Origin of the sequence: Brevibacillus fortis, from assembly GCF_003013395.1 — a bacterium.
Taxonomy (GTDB): domain Bacteria; phylum Bacillota; class Bacilli; order Brevibacillales; family Brevibacillaceae; genus Brevibacillus; species Brevibacillus fortis.
Genome location: NZ_PXZM01000023.1, coordinates 218,760 through 237,568 on the forward strand (window position 1 = coordinate 218,760; position 18,809 = coordinate 237,568).

Consider the following 18,809-nt stretch of genomic DNA (forward strand, 5'->3'; position numbering starts at 1 on the left):
GTAATTTTGTATGGCAGAAGCGATTCCACAATGCGGAATATTTCTGAGTGATTGCTCAGAGGAGAATGAATGCAACATGGTGGCGAAGAACATGCAAAAGTAGCAGAAGAGGAAGCGTTTACATGCTTGTTTCTCGTCGCCTAATGTAAAAAGTAAGATTCGAAAACAGAAGGGAGATCTATCATCATGAAATTTTCACGTGCGATTGTAAGAAAACCGGGAAACAGTTATGTAAATGGTTTGACGACTTCTGATTTGGGTACACCGGATTTTGAACTTGCTCTTGAGCAGCATGCCGCATACGTAGAAGCACTGAAACAGACAGGTCTGGATGTAACCGTTTTGGAAGCGGACGAGCGTTTCCCGGATTCTACATTTGTCGAAGATACAGCGGTCCTCACGGAAAAGTGCGCCGTCATCACCAATCCCGGTGCAGAAAGCCGCAATGGTGAAATTGAGGATATGAAATTGGTGCTTCCTCGTTTTTATGACACGATTGAATATATTCAGGCCCCTGGCTTCCTCGACGGTGGAGACGTCATGCAGGTAGACAACCATTTCTATGTCGGTCTCTCTACTCGTACGAATGAAGAAGGAGCTATCCAGTTCCGCGAGATTCTCTCCAAATACGGATATGAAGTCACCATTGTTCCACTGAAAGAGTTTTTCCACCTGAAAACAGGAATCGCCTACCTTGGCAATGACCTGCTTGTCCTGGCAGGGGAGTTCATCGATTCTGAGTTATTTAGCAAATACAAGCATCTGGTCGTGGAAAAAGAAGTAGAATACTCCGCGAACTGCATCCATATCAACGACTACGTCATTATTCCAAAAGGCTTTGAGAGCACGAAAAAACAAATCACGGACGCGGGTTACAATGTGATTGAGCTGGATATGTCTGAATTCCGTAAACAAGACGGAGGATTGAGCTGCCTGTCCCTGCGCTTCTAACGCAGGCAGTTCTCTCTTCGTTTATCGCCCTCTGATAGGCCTCTTAAAAAGCTGGTGAAAGAGAGGAATCATATGAACACTGGGAATGAAAGAGATACAGAGCTACAACGCTCCATGAAAAGTCGCCACTTGTTTATGCTGTCCTTAGGTGGTGTGATCGGGACAGGGCTCTTCCTCAATGCTGGCTTCACCATCAATCAGGCTGGACCAGGCGGAGCGCTTGTCGCTTATATCGTCGGCGGGATTTTGCTGTATCTGGTCATGACGTGTCTGGGTGAGCTTTCTGTAAAAATGCCAGTAACAGGCTCTTTCCAAGCCTATGCCAGCAAGTATATTGGTCCAGCGAGTGGGTTTACACTGGGATGGATGTATTGGCTAGGGTCAGCTACAACGGCCGGGGTAGAGTTCACTGCCGCAGGCATGGTCATGCAACGATGGTTCCCGGATACGCCGATCTGGATTTGGTGCGCGCTCTTTATCGTTTTGCTCTTTGCTTTCAATGCGTTAACGACAAAAGGGTTTGCAGAAACCGAATACTGGTTTGCCGGAATTAAAGTATTAGCTGTCCTTATTTTTATTATTGTCGGACTAGGTGCTATATTCGGTATTGTCAGTATGGAAGGAAGACCCGCTCCGTTTCTCTCCAACTTCTCGGCAGATGGGGGACTATTCCCGTTTGGCATTATGATCGTCTTTGTGACGATGATGAACGTCGTATTCTCTTATCAAGGCTCTGAACTGATCGGAATTGCAGCGGGGGAAGCAGAAAACCCGCAGAAGACCATTCCGCGGGCGATTCGCAACGTTGTGTTTCGTATTCTCGTGTTCTATGTGGCGTCGGTTACGATCTTGTCCGCACTCTTTCCATCGAGTGAGCTTGGACTCTTGGAAAGCCCGTTTGTGACAGTATTTGATTCAGTGGGGATTCCTTTTGCAGCGGATATCATGAACTTCGTCATTTTGACGGCTCTGTTGTCTGTTGGTAACTCATGCTTGTATGCAGCAACTCGCTTGTTGTGGTCACTTTCCCATAGCAATATGGCACATCCTGTTTTTGGAAAATTGACCAAGCGTAAAGTGCCCCTGAACGCGCTCTTGGCGACGTTGGCGTTCTCGCTTTTGTCGTTGTTGACCAGCGTGGTTGCAGCGGATACTGTATACGTGCTGCTCATGTCTGTATCCGGTATTGCGGTTACCTTCACTTGGATGGGGATTGCTCTCTCTCAATTCAATTTCCGCCGTCAATACTTGCGTGAGGGTGGGAAAATAGAAGATTTACAATTCGTAGCACCGTTTTACCCGGTGATGCCGCTCCTGTGTCTGGCTATTTGCACATTCATTCTCATCTTCCCAGCGTTTGACCCGACACAGCGTATTGGACTCTTCTACGGAATAGGTGCGTTAGTGCTATTCTATACGTTCTATTATGTGCGGTATGGACGCAAAAAGGTGCATAAACCGAATCTCCCAACGCAAGGCTAAGCCTTCTTGCTCGATAGAAAAATGCCCCTGCCATGATGATGTGGTCGGGGCATTTTTGTGGTGTAAGGATTATCTTCAGGAGATGCCGAACAGATCGGCCAAATACGGGTTCACGAACAAGCCGTCAGGGTCGAGCTCAGAGCGAATGGCGAGGAACTCGGGCAAGCGCGGATAAACCCGATGGAGCTTCTCGGCGGTCATGCTGTGCATTTTCCCCCAGTGTGGACGTCCGCCATATCGGGCGAAAATCTCCTCCATCCGGGCAAAGTACGCTTCGTAAGGCATGCCCTTGTACATATGGATGGCAATGAAGGCACTATCCCGTTCGTAAGCGGGACTGAGCCAGATGTCGTCCTTTTTGACGTATCGGCATTCCAGCGGAAAATGAACGGCAAAGCCCTCCTGCTCAATCGCCTGACGCAGCTCCAGTATGGCATCGCCCATATGTTCAGCGGGTAAGCAGTATTCCATTTCGTAAAAACGAACAAGGCGAGGAGTGGCGAAAAGCTGATGGCTGTAGCCGCTCTCATGGACAGAGGGAACGCTTTGGGCGGACAGCCTGCTGACGCTTTTGGAGAGAGAAGGGCGCAATCGGCAGCTCTCCGACAAGAGCCAAAACAGCCCATTTTCCACCACCATTTTCTTCAAATAGCTCCATCGTTGATTGCCGCTGGGGGGATCGCTGGTCTCGTTCATGAATTTCACTTGAACGGTGTCCGAATACGGGAAGATAAAAAATTCGAAATGCCGATGCTCGGTTTTAAACGTCTCCAGTGAGGTCAGGCACTCCTCTAGTTGCATACGACGGCTTTGGTAGCGCAGGCGATAGGCTGGGAGGACACGCAGCTTGACGCGTACGATGATGCCCAAGAGACCAAGAGAGACTTGCATGGCTTTAAACAGCTCCGGTCTGGCTTGCTCGGATACTTCCAAAACCTCCCCAGATGCGGTCACGACTGTCAGCCCAACGACTTGCGTGGAGATGCTGCCAAAATGAATGCCTGTGCCGTGGGTTCCGGTGCTGACGGCCCCTGCAATGGACTGGGCGTTAATGTCTCCGAGATTTTCTTGGGAGTAGCCCGCTTCATGCAAAAGGTGTCCGAGTGTCTTGAGCTTGGTGCCTGCCCAGACTTCAACGGTATGATCGGCAGGGTCTACACTTACGATTCCTTGGAGATGATCCAAGGATAGCAAGCAGTCTTCTGTCTGAACGAGCCGCGTGAAGGAATGACCTGAGCCGACGACTCGAATTCGTGTACCTGCCTTCTTGCAAGCAAGGACAAGCTGCACGACCTCATCCACGGACTCTGGCATCGCGATTTGTTTCGGCTGACTTTGTACATTTCCTGTCCAATTGGTCCAGTGATTCGCGTGTTTCCTTACAGTGAGCATAATCCATCCCCCCGATAGGTCGTCACTTCCTCGATAATTTTGCCACCAGAGATGCAATACAGCCTGGTAAAACGTTCGCAGAGCTCTCCTGCTTTCGCATGGCGAAAAAAGATCGGATCTCCCAACTCCAGCGTTTCCATGCCTTGATAGTGGATCGGTGTCTGGACCTCACCTGCTCCTTCGTTGCGGAACAGCTTTGCTCTCGCTGGCAAGTAAGGCTTGGGGAGTCTGTCCTGCCCCGCAGAACCAGAGGCAATGTAGCCACCACCCGCACAGGTATAAATATGCGGAGTGGGTTTGCGGATAATCTCCAGGGCAAATCCAGCAGCAGGATGAAAGCTGAAATCTTGAAAGTAGTCAAACAGCCCAGGCGAAAAAAATCCGGAGCCTGCTGTAACCTCTGTAACGGCGTCTTCTTTCCCGGTCAAGTGCAAGCTGCCTGTTCCCCCACCGTTTACGAAGCGAAGAGAAATGCCTAGCTCGCGAATGGCATGCACCAGTGTGGCGCGTCGCTGTGCCACTTCTTTCACGGAATACTGTTTGAGAAGACGAATAATGCTGTTTTTCAGGAATTGACGAGGGTACCGATCACCCACGCCGGCAATCTGAGCTTCGTACCCCATGACACCATCTAGGTAAAGATGATCGGAGGAAGCAACGCGGTTGGCAAGGGAGAGGGACGTCTCAAGAGAGCGAAGAGGGGAGCGCCAGACGCCGAAATGCAGCCCCAGCACATCAGACGACATGTCAATATCGAGACAGACAGGCAGCCTGGTTCCCGTTTCTCGGGCGATTTGTTCGAGCTGTTCGACATGAGGGAGAGAGTCGATCATCAAAGTAATGGAGCGTCCGTTTTTAATCTCAAAGGCGATTGACAAAAGCCAGCTTTTTTCCCAGAGCGGATAGCCGAGTAGCAGGTCATCGAAGCCTGCCTCGCACAGGTGAAGCACCTCAGGAGCGGAATAGCACATGAGACCACGAAAGCAATCGTCCAACTGCAATACATGTTTGAGAATGGCAACGCTTCGGATCGACTTGCTCGCGATTCGAACGGGTTTTCCATTGCTTTGCAAACAGATTTGCTCCGCATTTTCCTCCAGAAGATCTAGGTCGACGAAAGCAAACGGCTTTGGAACACCGGCAAAGGCAGACTGATAATAGCGATAATCCCGCATGTACAGGCCTCATCCTTTTTAAGAGATATAATGAACGAGAAATATTTCATAAAATTCTTTCTATTCTACTCATTTGTGATCGATTCCTTCCTGAACAGATAAGCGACATGTACAGAAAAAGCGAATGCTCGCGTTTTAATGTTCGTGTTTTGGTGTTTTCAGTGATTGTAAAGGCGTGTTAACAATAAAAATAACTTTAAAAGACGAATAAATAGGCTGGTTACGGTTGACTTGATTCAGCTTATGAGCTACTATACATATTGTTGTGAAGAACAACACAGGCTTGACGAATGAAATAGTGATTTGTATTCGTATATCCTCAGAAATATGGTTTGAGGGTCTCTACAGGGAACCGTAAATTCCCGGCTACGAATAGGGCAGTTTTGGTATACCCTATTCGTCGGTCGGGAATTTTTTGCATTCTTTCGGGGAGGGAACGACATGAATCAGTATGACGTAATCGTTGTAGGAGCAGGACCAGCAGGGATTTTTACATGCTACGAGGTAATGAGAAAAGCACCGAATGCCAAGGTGCTGTTGATTGATAAAGGGCATGACATCTATAGCAGACGCTGTCCGATCTTGGAGGAAAAGATCAAACTCTGTCCGCCGCCAGCAGGAAAAAAAGAATTCGCAGGCTGTTTGCCGGCTTGCTCGATTACCAGTGGTTTTGGTGGAGCAGGCGCCTATAGCGATGGTAAATTTAACATTACCACCGAATTTGGTGGTTGGATGACAGACTACCTTAGCCCTTCCACTGTGCTCGGGCTGATCAAATACGTGGATGAAATCAATTTGGAGCATGGGGCTACTCAATCGATTACGGACCCGACTACAGAGACGATCAAGAGCATCGAGCAGCGCGGCTATGCGGCTGGACTCAAGCTGTTGCGAGCGCAGGTGCGTCACTTGGGAACGGAGCAAAACCTGGAGATTCTCCAGTCGATCTTCGAACATTTGAAGAAGCACATCGACATGATGTTCAAGACAGAGGTCGAGGACATCCTTACGGTTAAAGAAGCAGACGGACATCAAGTAAAAGGTGTGGTCTTGAAAAACGGCCAATCGTATGAAGCTGATTACGTGGTAATCGGACCGGGCCGCGATGGCTCCGCATGGTTGACCGATATCCTAAAAAAACGCCGTCTGAAAATGTACAACAATCAAGTCGACGTAGGCGTACGTGTGGAGACGTCCGATGTCGTCATGCGCGAAATCAATGAACACCTGTACGAAGGAAAATTCATTTTCAATACATCTGTCGGAACGCGTGTACGGACGTTTTGCAGCAATCCATCCGGTCACGTGGTCGTAGAAAACCACAGTGGGGTCATGGCGGCAAACGGGCACTCTTACAAAGACCCGGCGCTGGGCTCGAAGAATACGAACTTTGCGCTTTTGGTATCGCATACGTTTACAGAGCCGTTTGACAAGCCGAATGAGTACGCGAGAGAAATTTGCAAGCGGGCGAACGACCTGTCAAACGGTGGGGTTATCGTGCAAAAGTACGGAGATATTTTGCGCGGTCGCCGATCCACAGAGTCGCGTATTAAGGAAGGCTTCCTTGAGCCTACTCTGAAGGAAGCGGTGCCGGGTGACTTGGGACTCGTGTTGCCTTACAATACGATGAAAAGTCTGATCGAGATGGTGGAAGCACTGGACAAGGTAACGCCGGGAATCGCCTCCGAGCACACATTATTCTACGGAGTGGAAGCGAAGTTCTACTCGGCACGCCCGAAACTGACTGAGGAATTCGAAACAGAAATCAAGGGATTGTTCTGTGGCGGGGATGGTGCCGGAATTACGCGTGGTCTGGCACAGGCCGGAGCTGCTGGTGTCTGGATGGCTCGCAATATCGCGAAGCGCATGCAATAACGAAAACGATCAGAAGGAAATAGGCTTCTTGCCAGGCACGCTTGTGCTTGGTGGGGAGCTTTTTTTCATGACAAAACAGCATCAGGAAAGTAATGGTCCCGATGTCACGAGGAATTGGGCAGAAGCGTATTGTATAAAAGGGCCAATAATCAAACCACGACCTTTTGTTGGCAGGGAGGTATCTATGTTTTTTTGTGATGATGATGACGATACCGCTGTGATAGCACTTTGGATTATTTCGATTGGCTTTGTCATACTGGCCATTGATAAAACAACCAGATTAAGTCAAAAGCCTGCCTGCGACAATGAGAAGTTGATACAGCCCCTCATTCAATTAAACAAGCAAGTCAATGGGAAGAATAAGAATGGCAATGACGACGATGAAGATATGCAATTCAAACGAATTGAACAGCAAATTTCTCAATTACGAGACAGTATTCAAGATATAAAGAAGAATTTGCAGGAGAGTCCATCCAAGAACGGAGGGAAGAAGGATGATCGAAAAAAATCTGGCGAATGAGCTGGTAGCGGTAGGCGGGTGGATCGCGGTTCTGGGGGCCTTCCTAGCGGCTATAGGCTCGACTGGACAGGTGGAACCGGATCAGGATACGTCTACAGACAATCAATCCAATGGCAAAGAATCAAATGATTTGAAAAAACAAGTGCTGCAACAGAAAAAACAATTGCAAAAGCAACAGATACAGATTGAACTGATTCAATTGGAACAAGAGCTCAATACCATCATCAATACCACAAGGAAAAATGGCTAACAAAAAATGACTTCACCGAACTGCTTTTGGGCGAAGTCATTTTTACTTACTACGACGGCTGCATATTATCGTTCATTTTCTTCAATACGCGGTTGAAGATAGCGAGTTCTGCTTCGTCAAGGCCGCGGAGTGCCAGTTCCTCTTGCTCTTTGGCAGCCTCCAGCCATTCCGGGAACCGCTCGACTGCTTGCGGGGACAAGGACACATAGCGTTCACGCTTGTCATCACCTTCTGAGCGAATAATCCAGCCCATCTCTTCCAATCGGGTTAGTGTCCGGGTAATCGTCGGCGCTTCTACATTCAGGTAGTTGCTCAATTGAACCTGGGTGAGCGATTCGCGATAATGCAAGCAAAGGATAATACCCCATTGCGAGCTGTATAATCCCATGGGAGCCATGGTCCCATTTAAAGATTTACTGAATATTCTTGCGGTTTGGCTAATTCGATGACCATAATATTGCATAAATATATACCTCCAGGAAAGCTGGTCCGATATATCGTACACTTTATTGCTTAAGTAAATATGTACAATAACATACTAGCAGTTCTTGACATATAAGTAAACGTTTATTCGATGGCGAAATAATGGATTTTCTGACACAAATAGAACCAGGGAAGTGTCATGGAAAAAGACACTCACCTGGCTGAAAAATACGATAATGCATTAATCTGCGGACAAGATGGCGAGCGGTCCTTTTTCATTGATGAGCGGCTCTAGCTCATAGACCGAAATGGGGAACATGGGGAAACCGACGTAGTAAGGCGTAATTTCGTACAACTGGAAGTAGATGACCAGTGCTTTGTCAGCGAGGTAATAATCCTGATCGGGCTTAATCGAAGTAAAGCCGTTTAGTGTGGGGATGCTTCTTTCTTTGATTTGACGCTTGATGTTTTCGGAAATCACCTTGACGTAATCGCTTCCTGGCTTGAATAATTCACGCAGCGTATACAGCTTGCCTGTTTGGATATCTGCGGTGATCGACCCGAGGAAGGTCATGCCGTGAGCCATTTGCGGTGTGTAGGCGTAGTTGTTCAACACGACACTGAAAATGCCGCGTTCGTTTGTCTTGATTTCATAGCTTCCTTGCATTTGTGTATTTCCCGGCACTTGGACCCGTTGCTGCTCGTGAATTAAGCCTTGAACCGTTTGATGAATGGCCCGGTTGATATCTTTTTCCGCTTGCTGATTGGCTAGACCCGCCAATTGCGGATAGTAGATCGTGGTGTTCGGACGGCTAATCGTCCGTGTCAGCACGGTAGCTGGCAATTGATTGAGTTCCACTTTTCTCCGTTTGCCTCCTGTACGTGTGAGTTGTGTAATAGCCTATTCGAAATTGTTTTTGGCTGTTCTCACTTTTTTCACAAATTTGGCAAAGGTTTGGCTATATAATGGGGAAAGAATCCGATACATAAGTAATAAGGAAAAGGGGGGCAATTATGATTCAATTGGTTCGCAATACCTTGACTGACAAAGAAGGCTTTATGATTTTCATCCTATGGAATCATTTGTGGATGGCGGGACTCATTGCCTACCAAGTGGATGTGAACTTCTGGAAAGTGACGTCCTTGGGATTGCTGGTCACTCTAATTGTTTCGCCGTATTATTTCATTCGCAAAGATAGTCATGTGATTCGTTATCTGGTAGCAATTGGACTCATGTTTTATGCGATTTCATTCGATCACTTTACCGATTATCAGGAGGTCACCTTCCTCGCCTTTATCGTCATGGGCTTTTTGGCAGCCTATTTGGACTGGAAGCTGGTAGTTACAGCGGGAATTGCCCAAATCATCGTTACGATTGTCGGGTTTTATACGGGAACCTACGAGATTTTCGAGGGTGATTTTTCGGAGCTCAATTTGCTTATGCGTATTGTCACGATTCTCATGATGATGGGAGCCGTCACGTATCTATGTCTCGCCGGACAAGCCTCCTTGCGAAAAGCTCATGACGCAAGGCAGGAAGCGGAAGAGAAGGAACGCCGTCTGGGAGAGATGCTTTTGAACATCCAGCAAATGACGGAGCAACTGGATCGTACAAGCGATCATGTGCATGAGCATGCGGAAGGCACGAAGCGCAATACAGATGAAATGATGGTAGCCTTCAAGGAAGTCGCCACAGGTATGGAATCGCAAGCGAATTCTACGGTGAAGATCGAAGAAGAGGTTCAATCCATCGATCAGGAAATCGAAGCGGTCACAACACAGACCAACGCGATGAAAACAGAATCGCAACAAAACAACCGTCGTCTGGCAGATAGTGTTCAGATGATGAACGAGCTCTCCTCGCAGATGGAGCAAATTGTGCAGGCAGTCAATGTAGCAGCCTCTACGATTCATCAGCTCAATCGGCAGGCGAATCGCGTAGAGGAAATTGTCGGCGCTATTAATCAGATCGCGACACAAACGAATCTCTTGGCACTGAATGCGGCGATTGAATCGGCGCGTGCAGGCGAGCATGGCAGAGGGTTTGCTGTGGTAGCGGATGAGGTACGCAAGCTGGCAGAACAAAGCGCAACAGCTACGCAGGAAATTACCGACATTCTCAAGTCTCTGCACCAGGAAAGCGAAAATGCGGTTCAGCATATGAGCAATGGTGAGAATTCCGTTGCAAAAGGTCGAGAGTTGGCAGTGAAAACAGTGGCGTCAATCGAAGCGGTACGCGCTGGGATGATGGCGTTCTTGGAAGCGGCTGATCAAGTAAGCTCCAGCATGGACCGGGTAAAAGTGCGTTCCGGAGAGGTTGCTATCGAGATGTCGACCATTACAGCCGTAACCGAGGAATCCGTAGCCAACTTAGAAGAGCTGTTTGCGACAGCAGAAAACCAGCATCAAAAAGTGCGTGAGATTACGGAAGAGCTGGGCGAGCTGAATACGTTGTCTCATCGCCTCCAGCAAACCTTTCACGTAAATTAGTGAAAGGAACCTCGATTCACTTTTAGAAGTGTTTGGAATTGAGAAAAAAGAATTGATTTTTTGAACCGTTCTGCTAGAATGAATTCCATTGTAACTAAACATATTTACCTACCTTATCAAGAGCGGCGGAGGGACTGGCCCGATGATGCCCGGCAACCACTGGACATGTGTATGCATGAACAGAAAGGTGCCAATTCCTGCAAAACCTGTACCATGGTTTTGACAGATGAGGAAGAGACCGGCTTCGTACGCAAACTCTTCCTCCGGGAAGAGTTTTTTTGTTGTATTTGCAAAGGGAAGGAGGGAATAAACGAACGATAAATTAATTTTATAAGAGAATATTCGTAAATGGTATTGAAAAAATGGGTAAAAAGCCGTACATTACCTAATAGGATAAAGAAAAACGCAAAGTTCGGATGGGGAGAGATACATCATGAAGAAGTTATTGCTGGCATTAACGACATTCGTAGTATTGGCAACAGGGTGCTCGACTGGCACAAATGCACCTGCAGATCAGCCAGGAGGACAAGCAGCAGGACAAGAGGGCGCGGGCAAAAAGCGAATTGCCTTGATTTTGCCCGAGAAAATCGGTGTGAATCCATTCTTCCAACAAATGGATGAAGGTGCAAAGAAAGCCGCGCAAGAGCTGGGCGCAGAAGTGAAAACGATTGAATCTACGGACCATGGAGCGATTGAAGAGAATCTGCGCGTGGCTGTTGCAGAAAATTATGATTTGATCATCACTTCTTCCTTTACATCAGAGGATGCATTGAAAAAAGTAGCTACCGAAAATCCTGACCGCAATTTTGCGATTATTGATACCGTCGTCGATTTGCCAAACGTTCGCAGTGTTACCTTCCGCGAGCAGGAAGCGGCTTACCTGGTGGGAGCTGCAGCAGGTCTGGCAACGAAAACGAACAAAGTCGGTATGGTTGTCGCTCTTGATATTCCGCAGTTGAAAAAATGGACAGTTGGCTTCGAAGAGGGCTTGAAAGCGACGAATCCAAAAGCAGAGCTGATGGTCAACTATGTAGGAAGCTTCACTGACCCGGCAAAAGCGAAGGAATTGGCTTTGCTCCAGGCTTCTAAAGGTGCTGACTTCATTAACGGTGCAGCAGCAGTAGGCGACCTCGGCGTTTTCGAAGCGGCGAAGGAAAAAGGCTTCTTCACAGCAGGGCAGGACGTTGACCGTACGTCGATTGATCCAGAGCATATTGTTCTGTCCCAATTGAAAGGGACCGACGCTGCCGCTTATGAAACGGTGAAGACCTTTGTAGAAGGAACGTTCAAACCAGGTGTGGTTGCGTATGGCTTGAAAGAAAAAGGCGTAGGCGTAACCTATGTAACGCATGAAAGCAAAACGCCTCTGAACGCTTTTATTGGACAAGAAGTGGTGGATAAAGTGAAAGCGATCAACGATGAGATTGTAGCGGGTACCCGCCAAGTACCAGACAAATTCTAAACACGCACGTAATAGAGCTTGTGCACAGTGATGGATGTGACCGACTACGGCTGTGTAGTCGGTCTTCCATTTTCATAATAGGACGTACAGAAATGAGGGAGTGGGAATGACCGATCGCTTGGAAATGAGGGCCATGACCAAGAAATACGGAGATTTTACCGCCAACGACAAGGTGTCGTTCTCACTGGCAGCAGGAGAAGTCCACGCGATTGTCGGGGAAAATGGAGCGGGCAAAACGACACTGATGCGGATGCTGTACGGGATGGAGCAGCCGACGTCGGGAGAGATCGTGTTAAATGGTAAGCTAGTCGTTTTTCGCGGACCAGAGGACGCGATTCGAAATGGAATCGGGATGGTTCACCAGCACTTTATGCTCTTCGGAGAATTCAGTGTGACTGAAAATATTGTGATCGGATACGAGCCGAAGCAAGCGGGTTTTTTCAAAAGAAATGACGCAAATGACAAGGTGCGGGCGCTTAGTGAGCAGTATCGCATTCCCATTAATCCGCAGGCCAAGGTAGCGAGTTGCTCGATTGGGGAACAGCAACGGGTCGAAATTCTTAAGGTCCTGTATCAGGGAGCGGATATTATCGTGCTGGACGAGCCGACCGCTGTACTTACCCCGTTGGAGGTACGCGACCTGCTGCAAACGATTCGAAACCTGGCGGAGAGTGGCAAAAGCGTAATTTTGATTACACATAAGCTACAGGAGGTCATGGAGGTAGCTGATCGTATTACGGTACTGCGCGGAGGCAAGGTGACGGGAACCGTTTCTCGGGACGAGACGAACGCGGACGATTTGGCACGACTGATGGTCGGCCGTGAATTGCAGGAGCTTTCTGAGCGTATCCCTCTGGAACCTCTACCGCTCTTGCAGGTGGAAAAGCTTACGGTTCGAGATAAGCAGACGCTGCTCGATCAAGTCAGCTTTACCGTGCACCACGGGGAAATCGTAGGGATCGCCGGTGTTTCCGGGAATGGTCAATCCGAGCTGCTGCAAGCGATCAGCGGCTTGCGGGCAGCGCAGGAGGGCACGGTGCGGTTAGGCGGCAAGGATGTGACGAACAAATCAGTTGCCATCATTCGGGATGCCGGCTTGGCGCATATCCCGGAGGATCGCTACCTGTGGGGGACGGCAAAACTCTCAAGCGTCGAGGAAAATGCGTTGATGGGCTATCAGCGAAAGCCTGCTTACAATCGCCGCGGCGTCGTTTTGCGGGAGAAATTCCGCCAAGTCGTAAAAGGCTGGGTTGAGCAGTTTGCCATCAAGACAGGCTCCCGACAATTGCAGGAGCTCGCGGGGAATCTGTCAGGCGGAAATTTGCAAAAGCTGATCGTCGCAAGGGAGCTGGGACATGAAACCCCATTTTTGATTGCGGCAGAGCCTACGCGAGGGGTGGATATCGGTGCCATGGAGTACATCCATCAGGCACTGATCGAAAAGCGCAATCAGGGAGACGGGATTTTGCTAGTCTCCTCTGAGTTGTCCGAAATTCTCGCCTTGTCTGACAGGATTTTGGTCATGTATAAAGGGCGAATCGCGGGAGAGCTTTCACGCCTGGAGGCAACCGAAGAAAAAATCAGCGTGATCATGGCGGGAGGAAGCATTCATGGCAGCAATCAAAGAGCTATCTAAGTCATTGGTTCAGCCGTTATTGGCTGTCGTCATCGGTTTGTTGACCGGTGCGCTGGTCATTGCCGCAGTTGGCGAATCGATCTTGGGCACCTATCAGGAAATGTGGAAAGGCGCCTTTGGCAGTTTTTATTTCTTTACGTCTACATTAGCGAGAGCCACGCCTATCATGCTGATTGCCTTGGGTCTATCCCTCGCATTTCGGGCAGGGGTATTCAACCTGGGGGCGGAAGGGCAGATGGTGCTAGGTGCCGTCAGTGCTGCGTTAGTCGCGATCTATTTGCCTGCACCGGGAATGATCAAGATTGTGGCGGGTATTTGCACAGGAATGGCAGTCGGCGGGTTCTGGGCGTTGTTACCTGGCTTTATGGAAGCCCGCTTTCGTATTCCGTTGCTCATCTCTACGCTGCTCTTCAACTATATTGCGGTATTGTTTGCGAGCTATCTCGTGACTGAGCCATTCCGGGATCGCTCGGGTTCTGCGGCACTGGCACAGACCGTCATGCTGGAGAAAAGCGCTTGGCTTCCGAAGCTGTTTGCCGGGATGAGCGTACATGCAGGGTTTTTGTTTGCGATCGTTGCAGCACTGTTGTTGTTCTGGGTACTTCGCTTTACGCCTTTTGGCTATGAAGTGAAGATGCTGGGTCAAAACTCGCTGTTTGCTCAATACGGAGGAATTAATCGGACCCGGGTGATGCTGACCGGGATGTTTGCCAGCGGTGGACTGGCTGGCTTGGCGGGAACCGTCGAGGTAATGGGGGCGCACTATCGCTTTGTTGACGGTGCCCTGACTGTACCAGGGTTCGCCTGGACGGGCCTGATGGCAGCTCTGCTTGCGAACTCGCACCCGCTTGGCATCATTGTGACTTCGATCCTGCTTGCTGCTTTTCAGACAGGAGCTATGGGAGTGGAGCGCAATACGGACGTGCCGCTGGAGCTGGCAAGTGTTATACAAGCCGTACTGATTTTGTTCATCTCTGCCAAGTTCAGCTACGACTGGTGGAAAAAGCGGAAGGCAAAAGGAGGGGAAACGCATGGAGCTCTTTGATTGGTCCCTCCTCAGTTCTACCATTCGGATGGTCACGCCGATCTTGTTGGCAGCTTTGGGTGGAGCGCTCTGCGCACGTGTCGGAATTTTTAATGTTGGCCTAGAGGGATTGGTACTGGTGGGTGCCTTTTCCGCGATTGTCGGCAATCACTTTACCGGGAATCTCTTTCTGGCCGTTTTGATTGCAGCGCTGGTCAGCATTGTCTTTTCTCTCTTATTCGCCTACATGACGATCAAGCTTAGGGCGAATGAAATCGTCGTCGGTGTAGCGATCAACTTTCTCGCGTTGGGGTTGACGACATTTGCACTGCGGGCGATCTTCGGTGTCAAAGGGGCGTTTTACGATAAGGATATGGCTGGCTTGCCAACCGTCGAGATTCCGATCATTCACGATATCCCTGTCATCGGAGGCATTGTCTCTGGTCATTCGCCGCTTGTGTATTTTGCGTTTTTGGCCGCCATTCTGCTGTATGTGTTCTTTTATCGGACGGTTACGGGCTTCCGCGTCCTCGCAGTGGGCCTCAATCCAGTTGCAGCACGCAGTATCGGTCTGAAAGTGACGGGACTTCAAGTGCTGGCGATTGTGATGAGTGGCGCTTTGTGCGGGATTGCAGGGGCACAGCTTTCACTGGGGCAAGTCACGATGTTTACAGAAGGGATGACGGCTGGTCGGGGCTTTATCGCATTGGTAGCGATGATGATGGGGCAGTCGCATCCACTCGGTATTTTGGCTTCGAGCTTTTTGTTCGGGCTGATGGATGCCCTTAGTATTCGTTTGCAGGGCTTTTCGCTTCCGACGCAATTCACGGCCATGCTGCCATACGTGCTGACGATTGCCGCGATGTTCTTCTTGAAGAACAAGAGTCAGATCGGAAGCAACAACCAGCAGAGCACCCGTTAATCACAAGCCATTTAGACAGCGAAGACAGGGGAAATGCGAGATGAACAACAAGGCAGATCGGATCAAAAGAATGAAGGTACCCGCCCCAGTGGGACCGGGACTCGCCAGACGACTTCCGCCCGGACAAATCCTGACAGAGCGTTTTCCCATTTTGCATGAGGGAGACGTGCCGGTGTATGACATGAACGAATGGTCACTGCGCGTTTTCGGAGTGGTAGACCGGGAAGTAACGCTCACCTACGAAGAGATCATGGCGATGCCGCAGGTGACAGTGACGAGCGACATTCACTGCGTGACGCGCTGGTCTCGTTTTGACAATGCGTTTACAGGTGTGCGTTTTCGTGATTTTCTACAGGCGATTGGCGTGACTCCGCGAGCGAGCTTCGTCATGCTGCACGGTGATCACGATTATACCGCCAATGTGCCGCTCGCTGATCTGGAGCGTGATGATGTGTTGCTGGCGCACTCCTTTGATGGAGAGCGACTGACGGACAAGCACGGCTGGCCGCTTCGCCTGGTCGTTCCTCATCTGTATTTCTGGAAAAGCGTGAAGTGGCTCAGAGGAATTGAATTTATGACGGAAAACAAGCCCGGCTTCTGGGAGCAAAATGGTTTTCACTTGATCGCAGACCCGTTCCGCGAAGAGCGGTTCTCCGGTGAAGCATTGCCGATACCAGAGGATGAGTGGGAGAAAAAGGAGTTCGATTAAGATGTTGACGAATCTAAAGGTAGATCCAGAACAACTGCCAAAGCGCGTCATCGTATGCGGTGATCCAAAACGTGCTGCCTTGATTGCTTCGAAACTCGACGATCAGCGTCAAATCGGGGAAAACCGCGAGTATCACAGCTATGCGGGTACATGGAAAGGCGTCGAGGTAGCGGTAGTGAGCCATGGTGTAGGTGCTCCGGGAGCAGCCGTATGTTTCGAGGAGCTAGCGAAGGGCGGCGTTCAGGTCATCATTCGCGTAGGAACTGCCGGGTCATACCAAAAAGAAATCGAGACGGGCAGCCTCGTCATCAGCTCCGCAGCGGTTCGCCAAGACGGCTTGACCAGTCAATTGGTTCCAGCGGGTTTCCCGGCTGTTGCCAATCGTCATGTTGTGGACGCGCTTGTACAAGCATCGGGAGCAAACGCATCAGACTTGAAGGTATTCGAAGGAATCACGCTGACACTCGATGTCTTTTACAGTGGAGTGTTGGAGTTCCCGCACAAGCAGTACCAAAAAGCTGGCGTTTTGGCAGTCGAGATGGAAAACACCGCCCTGTTCGTGATTGCGGCACTTCGCGGTATGAAAGCAGGCTCTATTTTGGCGATTGATGGGTATGCAGATGCAGACCTGCTCGAATCGTATAACCCCCACACCGATGTGATGGCAAAAGCCATTGAAGCGGAATCATTGATCGCATTGGATGCAGTCATTACAGTTTCGTAAATTCATTTACAGGAACACCCGGAACTGATTGTAGTTCTGGGTGTTTTTATTTGTATTTAGGAGGCTTGATAGAGAAGTAGAGGCTGTAGAGAGGAAAAAGGAGAAACCGACGAAGGATCTTTGGAACACCGACCAAGGTGGAATGGAAAAAGCGAAACCGATTTTAGCGTCCACCTCTGAACCTGCTTCCTGAGTGGACTACTTTGGACGCGGGTTTCGCTTTTTCCATGGAACCGGCCAGTCATACCCCACAGCAGGTGGGCCAAGAAGCCTGAGTGGTTTCTCCTTTTTCCTCTCCTCCACTAAAGTCCGATCAACGATTGTAAACCACATCTTTTCCCATTTTTAACATTCCCTTTAAGATCCCTTAACGCTCATGCAGTACCATTCTAAGTAACAAGTGAACACATCCCTTCGGTTGGAGCCATGGAGAAACCCCCGACAGCCTTTCCAAGCACTTTCATCGAGAGTTCTTTGGCATTGTCATGTCGCAGGGTTTTTTGTCTTGGGCAAAGGAGGCTTAAGCGAGTGAACCAGGAACAATTTCATGCAAGACTGGCACAATACAAGCTGATCGCTTCCGTAAAAGAAGTGAAGTACCTGGAAAAAGCGGCAGAGGCAGACTTGAGTGCTGCGGTACTCTCGATCGGCAACATTGGTGTGATCAAAGGCTACGTGGATTATTTCAAGTCAAAGAATATCCCTGTATTTCTTCATTTGGAGCGGATTGGCGGAATCAGCCATGACCGGGAAGGCATCGCATTTTTGGCGCATTACGTCAAGCCAGACGGGATCGTCACTACGCGCAACACACTGGTCAAGCTGGCGAAAAAGCAAGGACTGCTGACCATTCAGCGCTTGTTTTTGGTCGATAGCGACTCGATTAAAACAGGCCTAACCTCCCTACAGGATACACAGCCTGACGCCGTCGAGCTGATGCCTGCTTTGCTGCCAGAGTTTATCGAAGAATTTCGAAGGGTTATCGATACCCCGATCATTTCTGGCGGGCTGATTCGTAAGCGGGAACAGATGGAGGAAGTATTGCAGCATGGAGCGACAGCTGTTTCAGTCGGAAGTCCCCTGCTGTGGAAGGAGTGTATGAACCGTGATTCAAGCATTGTTATTTGATTTGGACGGGACCTTGCTGGACAGTCGGGATGCGGTTGTGGATGCGGTTGCTTTTACGGCTGAGCAGTACGCACCGGGACATTTTAGCAGGGAAGAGCTGCTCGCGCGTTTTGGCGAATCGTTTGATGATTTTTTGGCGGCTGTGGCCAACGCAGCAGGAGTTCCTAACAAAAAGGAAGTGCTGCAAAGATATTTCGCCTACGTTCGGGAGCATCATGAAGATCATGTCAGACTGTTTCCGTTTGTTCGCGAAGGGCTGGAGAAGCTGAAGGCGGCAGGCTATTCGCTCGCAATCGTCACGAACAAGCAACGGGAGTTTACATTGGCTGGTCTGGAGATGGCAGGGATTGAGCATCTGTTTGAGGCAATCGTCACCGTCGATGATGTATCACGAGGCAAGCCGTCAGCTGAGCCTGTACAAAAAGCACTGGGGGCGCTGGGCAAACGTCCCGAGCAAGCCATGATGATCGGTGACAGTCGCTATGATGTACTTGCTGCTGTAGGAGCGGGTGTGCAATCTGTCGTGTTGGAGTGGTACGGACAAGAGAACTGGCTCTACGCTTCTCCGGATTACCGTTACGCCGATTTCGAGACATTTGTTACGGAATTGCTGGCCGCAAAGGCACAAGGAGGGAAATAAAAAAAG

General features: G+C 49.5%; 18 protein-coding genes and 2 riboswitches. Of the genes, 14 read left to right on the top strand and 4 right to left on the bottom strand.

The window, feature by feature from the left end:
- Nucleotides 1–186 precede the first annotated feature (186 nt).
- Both C7R93_RS15250 and C7R93_RS15255 read left to right on the top strand, forming a co-directional pair.
- Nucleotides 187–951 (top strand): dimethylarginine dimethylaminohydrolase family protein, encoded by a 765-nt coding sequence (locus tag C7R93_RS15250; RefSeq protein ID WP_106839608.1) that lies wholly within the window; start codon nt 187–189, stop codon nt 949–951.
- Nucleotides 952–1,023: 72 nt separating this feature from the next.
- On the top strand, nt 1,024–2,433 hold the full coding sequence (locus C7R93_RS15255; RefSeq protein ID WP_106839609.1) for an amino acid permease: 1,410 nt from the start codon (nt 1,024–1,026) through the stop codon (nt 2,431–2,433).
- A 75-nt stretch (nt 2,434–2,508) separates the two neighbouring features.
- On the opposite strand, the gene C7R93_RS15260 is transcribed toward C7R93_RS15255, so the two are convergent.
- Complete coding sequence (locus C7R93_RS15260) at nt 2,509–3,825, bottom strand: D-arabinono-1,4-lactone oxidase (RefSeq protein WP_106839610.1); 1,317 nt, start codon at nt 3,823–3,825, stop codon at nt 2,509–2,511.
- Nucleotides 3,813–5,000 carry an amino acid deaminase/aldolase gene (locus C7R93_RS15265; protein ID WP_106839611.1) on the bottom strand — a complete coding sequence of 396 codons (1,188 nt, stop codon included), beginning with the start codon at nt 4,998–5,000 and terminating at the stop codon, nt 3,813–3,815. Before C7R93_RS15265 ends, C7R93_RS15260 begins: the two co-directional genes overlap by 13 nt.
- A 289-nt stretch (nt 5,001–5,289) precedes the next feature.
- A riboswitch (purine riboswitch) is annotated at nt 5,290–5,389 on the top strand.
- A gap of 52 nt (nt 5,390–5,441) precedes the next feature.
- Between C7R93_RS15265 and C7R93_RS15270 the strand changes: the two genes are divergently transcribed.
- The 3 genes from C7R93_RS15270 to C7R93_RS15280 all read left to right on the top strand — a co-directional run bounded on the left by C7R93_RS15270 (nt 5,442) and on the right by C7R93_RS15280 (nt 7,645).
- Nucleotides 5,442–6,875, top strand: a complete 1,434-nt coding sequence (locus C7R93_RS15270; protein ID WP_106839612.1) for an NAD(P)/FAD-dependent oxidoreductase — start codon at nt 5,442–5,444, stop codon at nt 6,873–6,875.
- A gap of 67 nt (nt 6,876–6,942) precedes the next feature.
- Nucleotides 6,943–7,395: a hypothetical protein gene (locus C7R93_RS15275; RefSeq protein WP_244191555.1), complete on the top strand. Its 453-nt coding sequence runs from the start codon at nt 6,943–6,945 to the stop codon at nt 7,393–7,395.
- Complete coding sequence (locus C7R93_RS15280) at nt 7,370–7,645, top strand: hypothetical protein (RefSeq protein ID WP_106839613.1); 276 nt, start codon at nt 7,370–7,372, stop codon at nt 7,643–7,645. Before C7R93_RS15275 ends, C7R93_RS15280 begins: the two co-directional genes overlap by 26 nt.
- A 49-nt stretch (nt 7,646–7,694) precedes the next feature.
- Here C7R93_RS15280 and C7R93_RS15285 read toward each other — a convergent pair whose 3' ends face one another.
- Nucleotides 7,695–8,108, bottom strand: a complete 414-nt coding sequence (locus C7R93_RS15285; protein ID WP_106839614.1) for a MarR family winged helix-turn-helix transcriptional regulator — start codon at nt 8,106–8,108, stop codon at nt 7,695–7,697.
- Nucleotides 8,109–8,309: 201 nt separating this feature from the next.
- Nucleotides 8,310–8,927 carry a DUF3298 and DUF4163 domain-containing protein gene (locus tag C7R93_RS15290; RefSeq protein ID WP_106839615.1) on the bottom strand — a complete coding sequence of 206 codons (618 nt, stop codon included), beginning with the start codon at nt 8,925–8,927 and terminating at the stop codon, nt 8,310–8,312.
- A 155-nt stretch (nt 8,928–9,082) separates the two neighbouring features.
- Between C7R93_RS15290 and C7R93_RS15295 the strand changes: the two genes are divergently transcribed.
- The 9 genes from C7R93_RS15295 (at nt 9,083) to C7R93_RS15335 (ending at nt 18,803) form a co-directional block, all read left to right on the top strand.
- Complete coding sequence (locus tag C7R93_RS15295) at nt 9,083–10,558, top strand: methyl-accepting chemotaxis protein (protein WP_106839616.1); 1,476 nt, start codon at nt 9,083–9,085, stop codon at nt 10,556–10,558.
- Between the two features lie 110 nt (nt 10,559–10,668).
- Nucleotides 10,669–10,791: riboswitch (SAM riboswitch) on the top strand.
- A gap of 200 nt (nt 10,792–10,991) precedes the next feature.
- Nucleotides 10,992–12,020, top strand: coding sequence for a BMP family lipoprotein (locus C7R93_RS15300; RefSeq protein ID WP_106839617.1), 1,029 nt, complete (start codon nt 10,992–10,994; stop codon nt 12,018–12,020).
- Nucleotides 12,021–12,126: 106 nt separating this feature from the next.
- Nucleotides 12,127–13,656, top strand: a complete 1,530-nt coding sequence (locus C7R93_RS15305) for an ABC transporter ATP-binding protein (RefSeq protein ID WP_106839618.1) — start codon at nt 12,127–12,129, stop codon at nt 13,654–13,656.
- Nucleotides 13,631–14,701 (top strand): ABC transporter permease, encoded by a 1,071-nt coding sequence (locus C7R93_RS15310; RefSeq protein WP_106839619.1) that lies wholly within the window; start codon nt 13,631–13,633, stop codon nt 14,699–14,701. The genes C7R93_RS15305 and C7R93_RS15310 overlap by 26 nt, the downstream gene beginning before the upstream one ends.
- Entirely contained in the window at nt 14,688–15,602 is a 915-nt protein-coding gene (locus C7R93_RS15315; RefSeq protein WP_106839620.1) for an ABC transporter permease, read from the top strand. Before C7R93_RS15310 ends, C7R93_RS15315 begins: the two co-directional genes overlap by 14 nt.
- A 40-nt stretch (nt 15,603–15,642) precedes the next feature.
- Nucleotides 15,643–16,311: a sulfite oxidase-like oxidoreductase gene (locus C7R93_RS15320; RefSeq protein WP_106839621.1), complete on the top strand. Its 669-nt coding sequence runs from the start codon at nt 15,643–15,645 to the stop codon at nt 16,309–16,311.
- 1 nt (nt 16,312) lies between these two features.
- Complete coding sequence (locus tag C7R93_RS15325; RefSeq protein WP_106839622.1) at nt 16,313–17,035, top strand: nucleoside phosphorylase; 723 nt, start codon at nt 16,313–16,315, stop codon at nt 17,033–17,035.
- A 528-nt stretch (nt 17,036–17,563) separates the two neighbouring features.
- Nucleotides 17,564–18,163 (top strand): glycerol-3-phosphate responsive antiterminator, encoded by a 600-nt coding sequence (locus C7R93_RS15330; protein ID WP_106839623.1) that lies wholly within the window; start codon nt 17,564–17,566, stop codon nt 18,161–18,163.
- Nucleotides 18,141–18,803, top strand: coding sequence for an HAD family hydrolase (locus C7R93_RS15335; protein ID WP_106839624.1), 663 nt, complete (start codon nt 18,141–18,143; stop codon nt 18,801–18,803). The genes C7R93_RS15330 and C7R93_RS15335 overlap by 23 nt, the downstream gene beginning before the upstream one ends.
- The last annotated feature ends 6 nt before the right edge of the window (nt 18,804–18,809 follow it).

Coding starts and splice junctions, on each gene's coding strand:
- C7R93_RS15250 (WP_106839608.1), top strand. CDS start 187: ATGAAATTTTCACGTGCGATTGTAAGAAAACCGGGAAACAGTTATGTA.
- C7R93_RS15255 (WP_106839609.1), top strand. CDS start 1,024: ATGAACACTGGGAATGAAAGAGATACAGAGCTACAACGCTCCATGAAA.
- C7R93_RS15260 (WP_106839610.1), bottom strand. CDS start 3,825: ATGCTCACTGTAAGGAAACACGCGAATCACTGGACCAATTGGACAGGA.
- C7R93_RS15265 (WP_106839611.1), bottom strand. CDS start 5,000: ATGCGGGATTATCGCTATTATCAGTCTGCCTTTGCCGGTGTTCCAAAG.
- C7R93_RS15270 (WP_106839612.1), top strand. CDS start 5,442: ATGAATCAGTATGACGTAATCGTTGTAGGAGCAGGACCAGCAGGGATT.
- C7R93_RS15275 (WP_244191555.1), top strand. CDS start 6,943: ATGACAAAACAGCATCAGGAAAGTAATGGTCCCGATGTCACGAGGAAT.
- C7R93_RS15280 (WP_106839613.1), top strand. CDS start 7,370: ATGATCGAAAAAAATCTGGCGAATGAGCTGGTAGCGGTAGGCGGGTGG.
- C7R93_RS15285 (WP_106839614.1), bottom strand. CDS start 8,108: ATGCAATATTATGGTCATCGAATTAGCCAAACCGCAAGAATATTCAGT.
- C7R93_RS15295 (WP_106839616.1), top strand. CDS start 9,083: ATGATTCAATTGGTTCGCAATACCTTGACTGACAAAGAAGGCTTTATG.
- C7R93_RS15300 (WP_106839617.1), top strand. CDS start 10,992: ATGAAGAAGTTATTGCTGGCATTAACGACATTCGTAGTATTGGCAACA.
- C7R93_RS15305 (WP_106839618.1), top strand. CDS start 12,127: ATGACCGATCGCTTGGAAATGAGGGCCATGACCAAGAAATACGGAGAT.
- C7R93_RS15310 (WP_106839619.1), top strand. CDS start 13,631: ATGGCAGCAATCAAAGAGCTATCTAAGTCATTGGTTCAGCCGTTATTG.
- C7R93_RS15315 (WP_106839620.1), top strand. CDS start 14,688: ATGGAGCTCTTTGATTGGTCCCTCCTCAGTTCTACCATTCGGATGGTC.
- C7R93_RS15320 (WP_106839621.1), top strand. CDS start 15,643: ATGAACAACAAGGCAGATCGGATCAAAAGAATGAAGGTACCCGCCCCA.
- C7R93_RS15325 (WP_106839622.1), top strand. CDS start 16,313: ATGTTGACGAATCTAAAGGTAGATCCAGAACAACTGCCAAAGCGCGTC.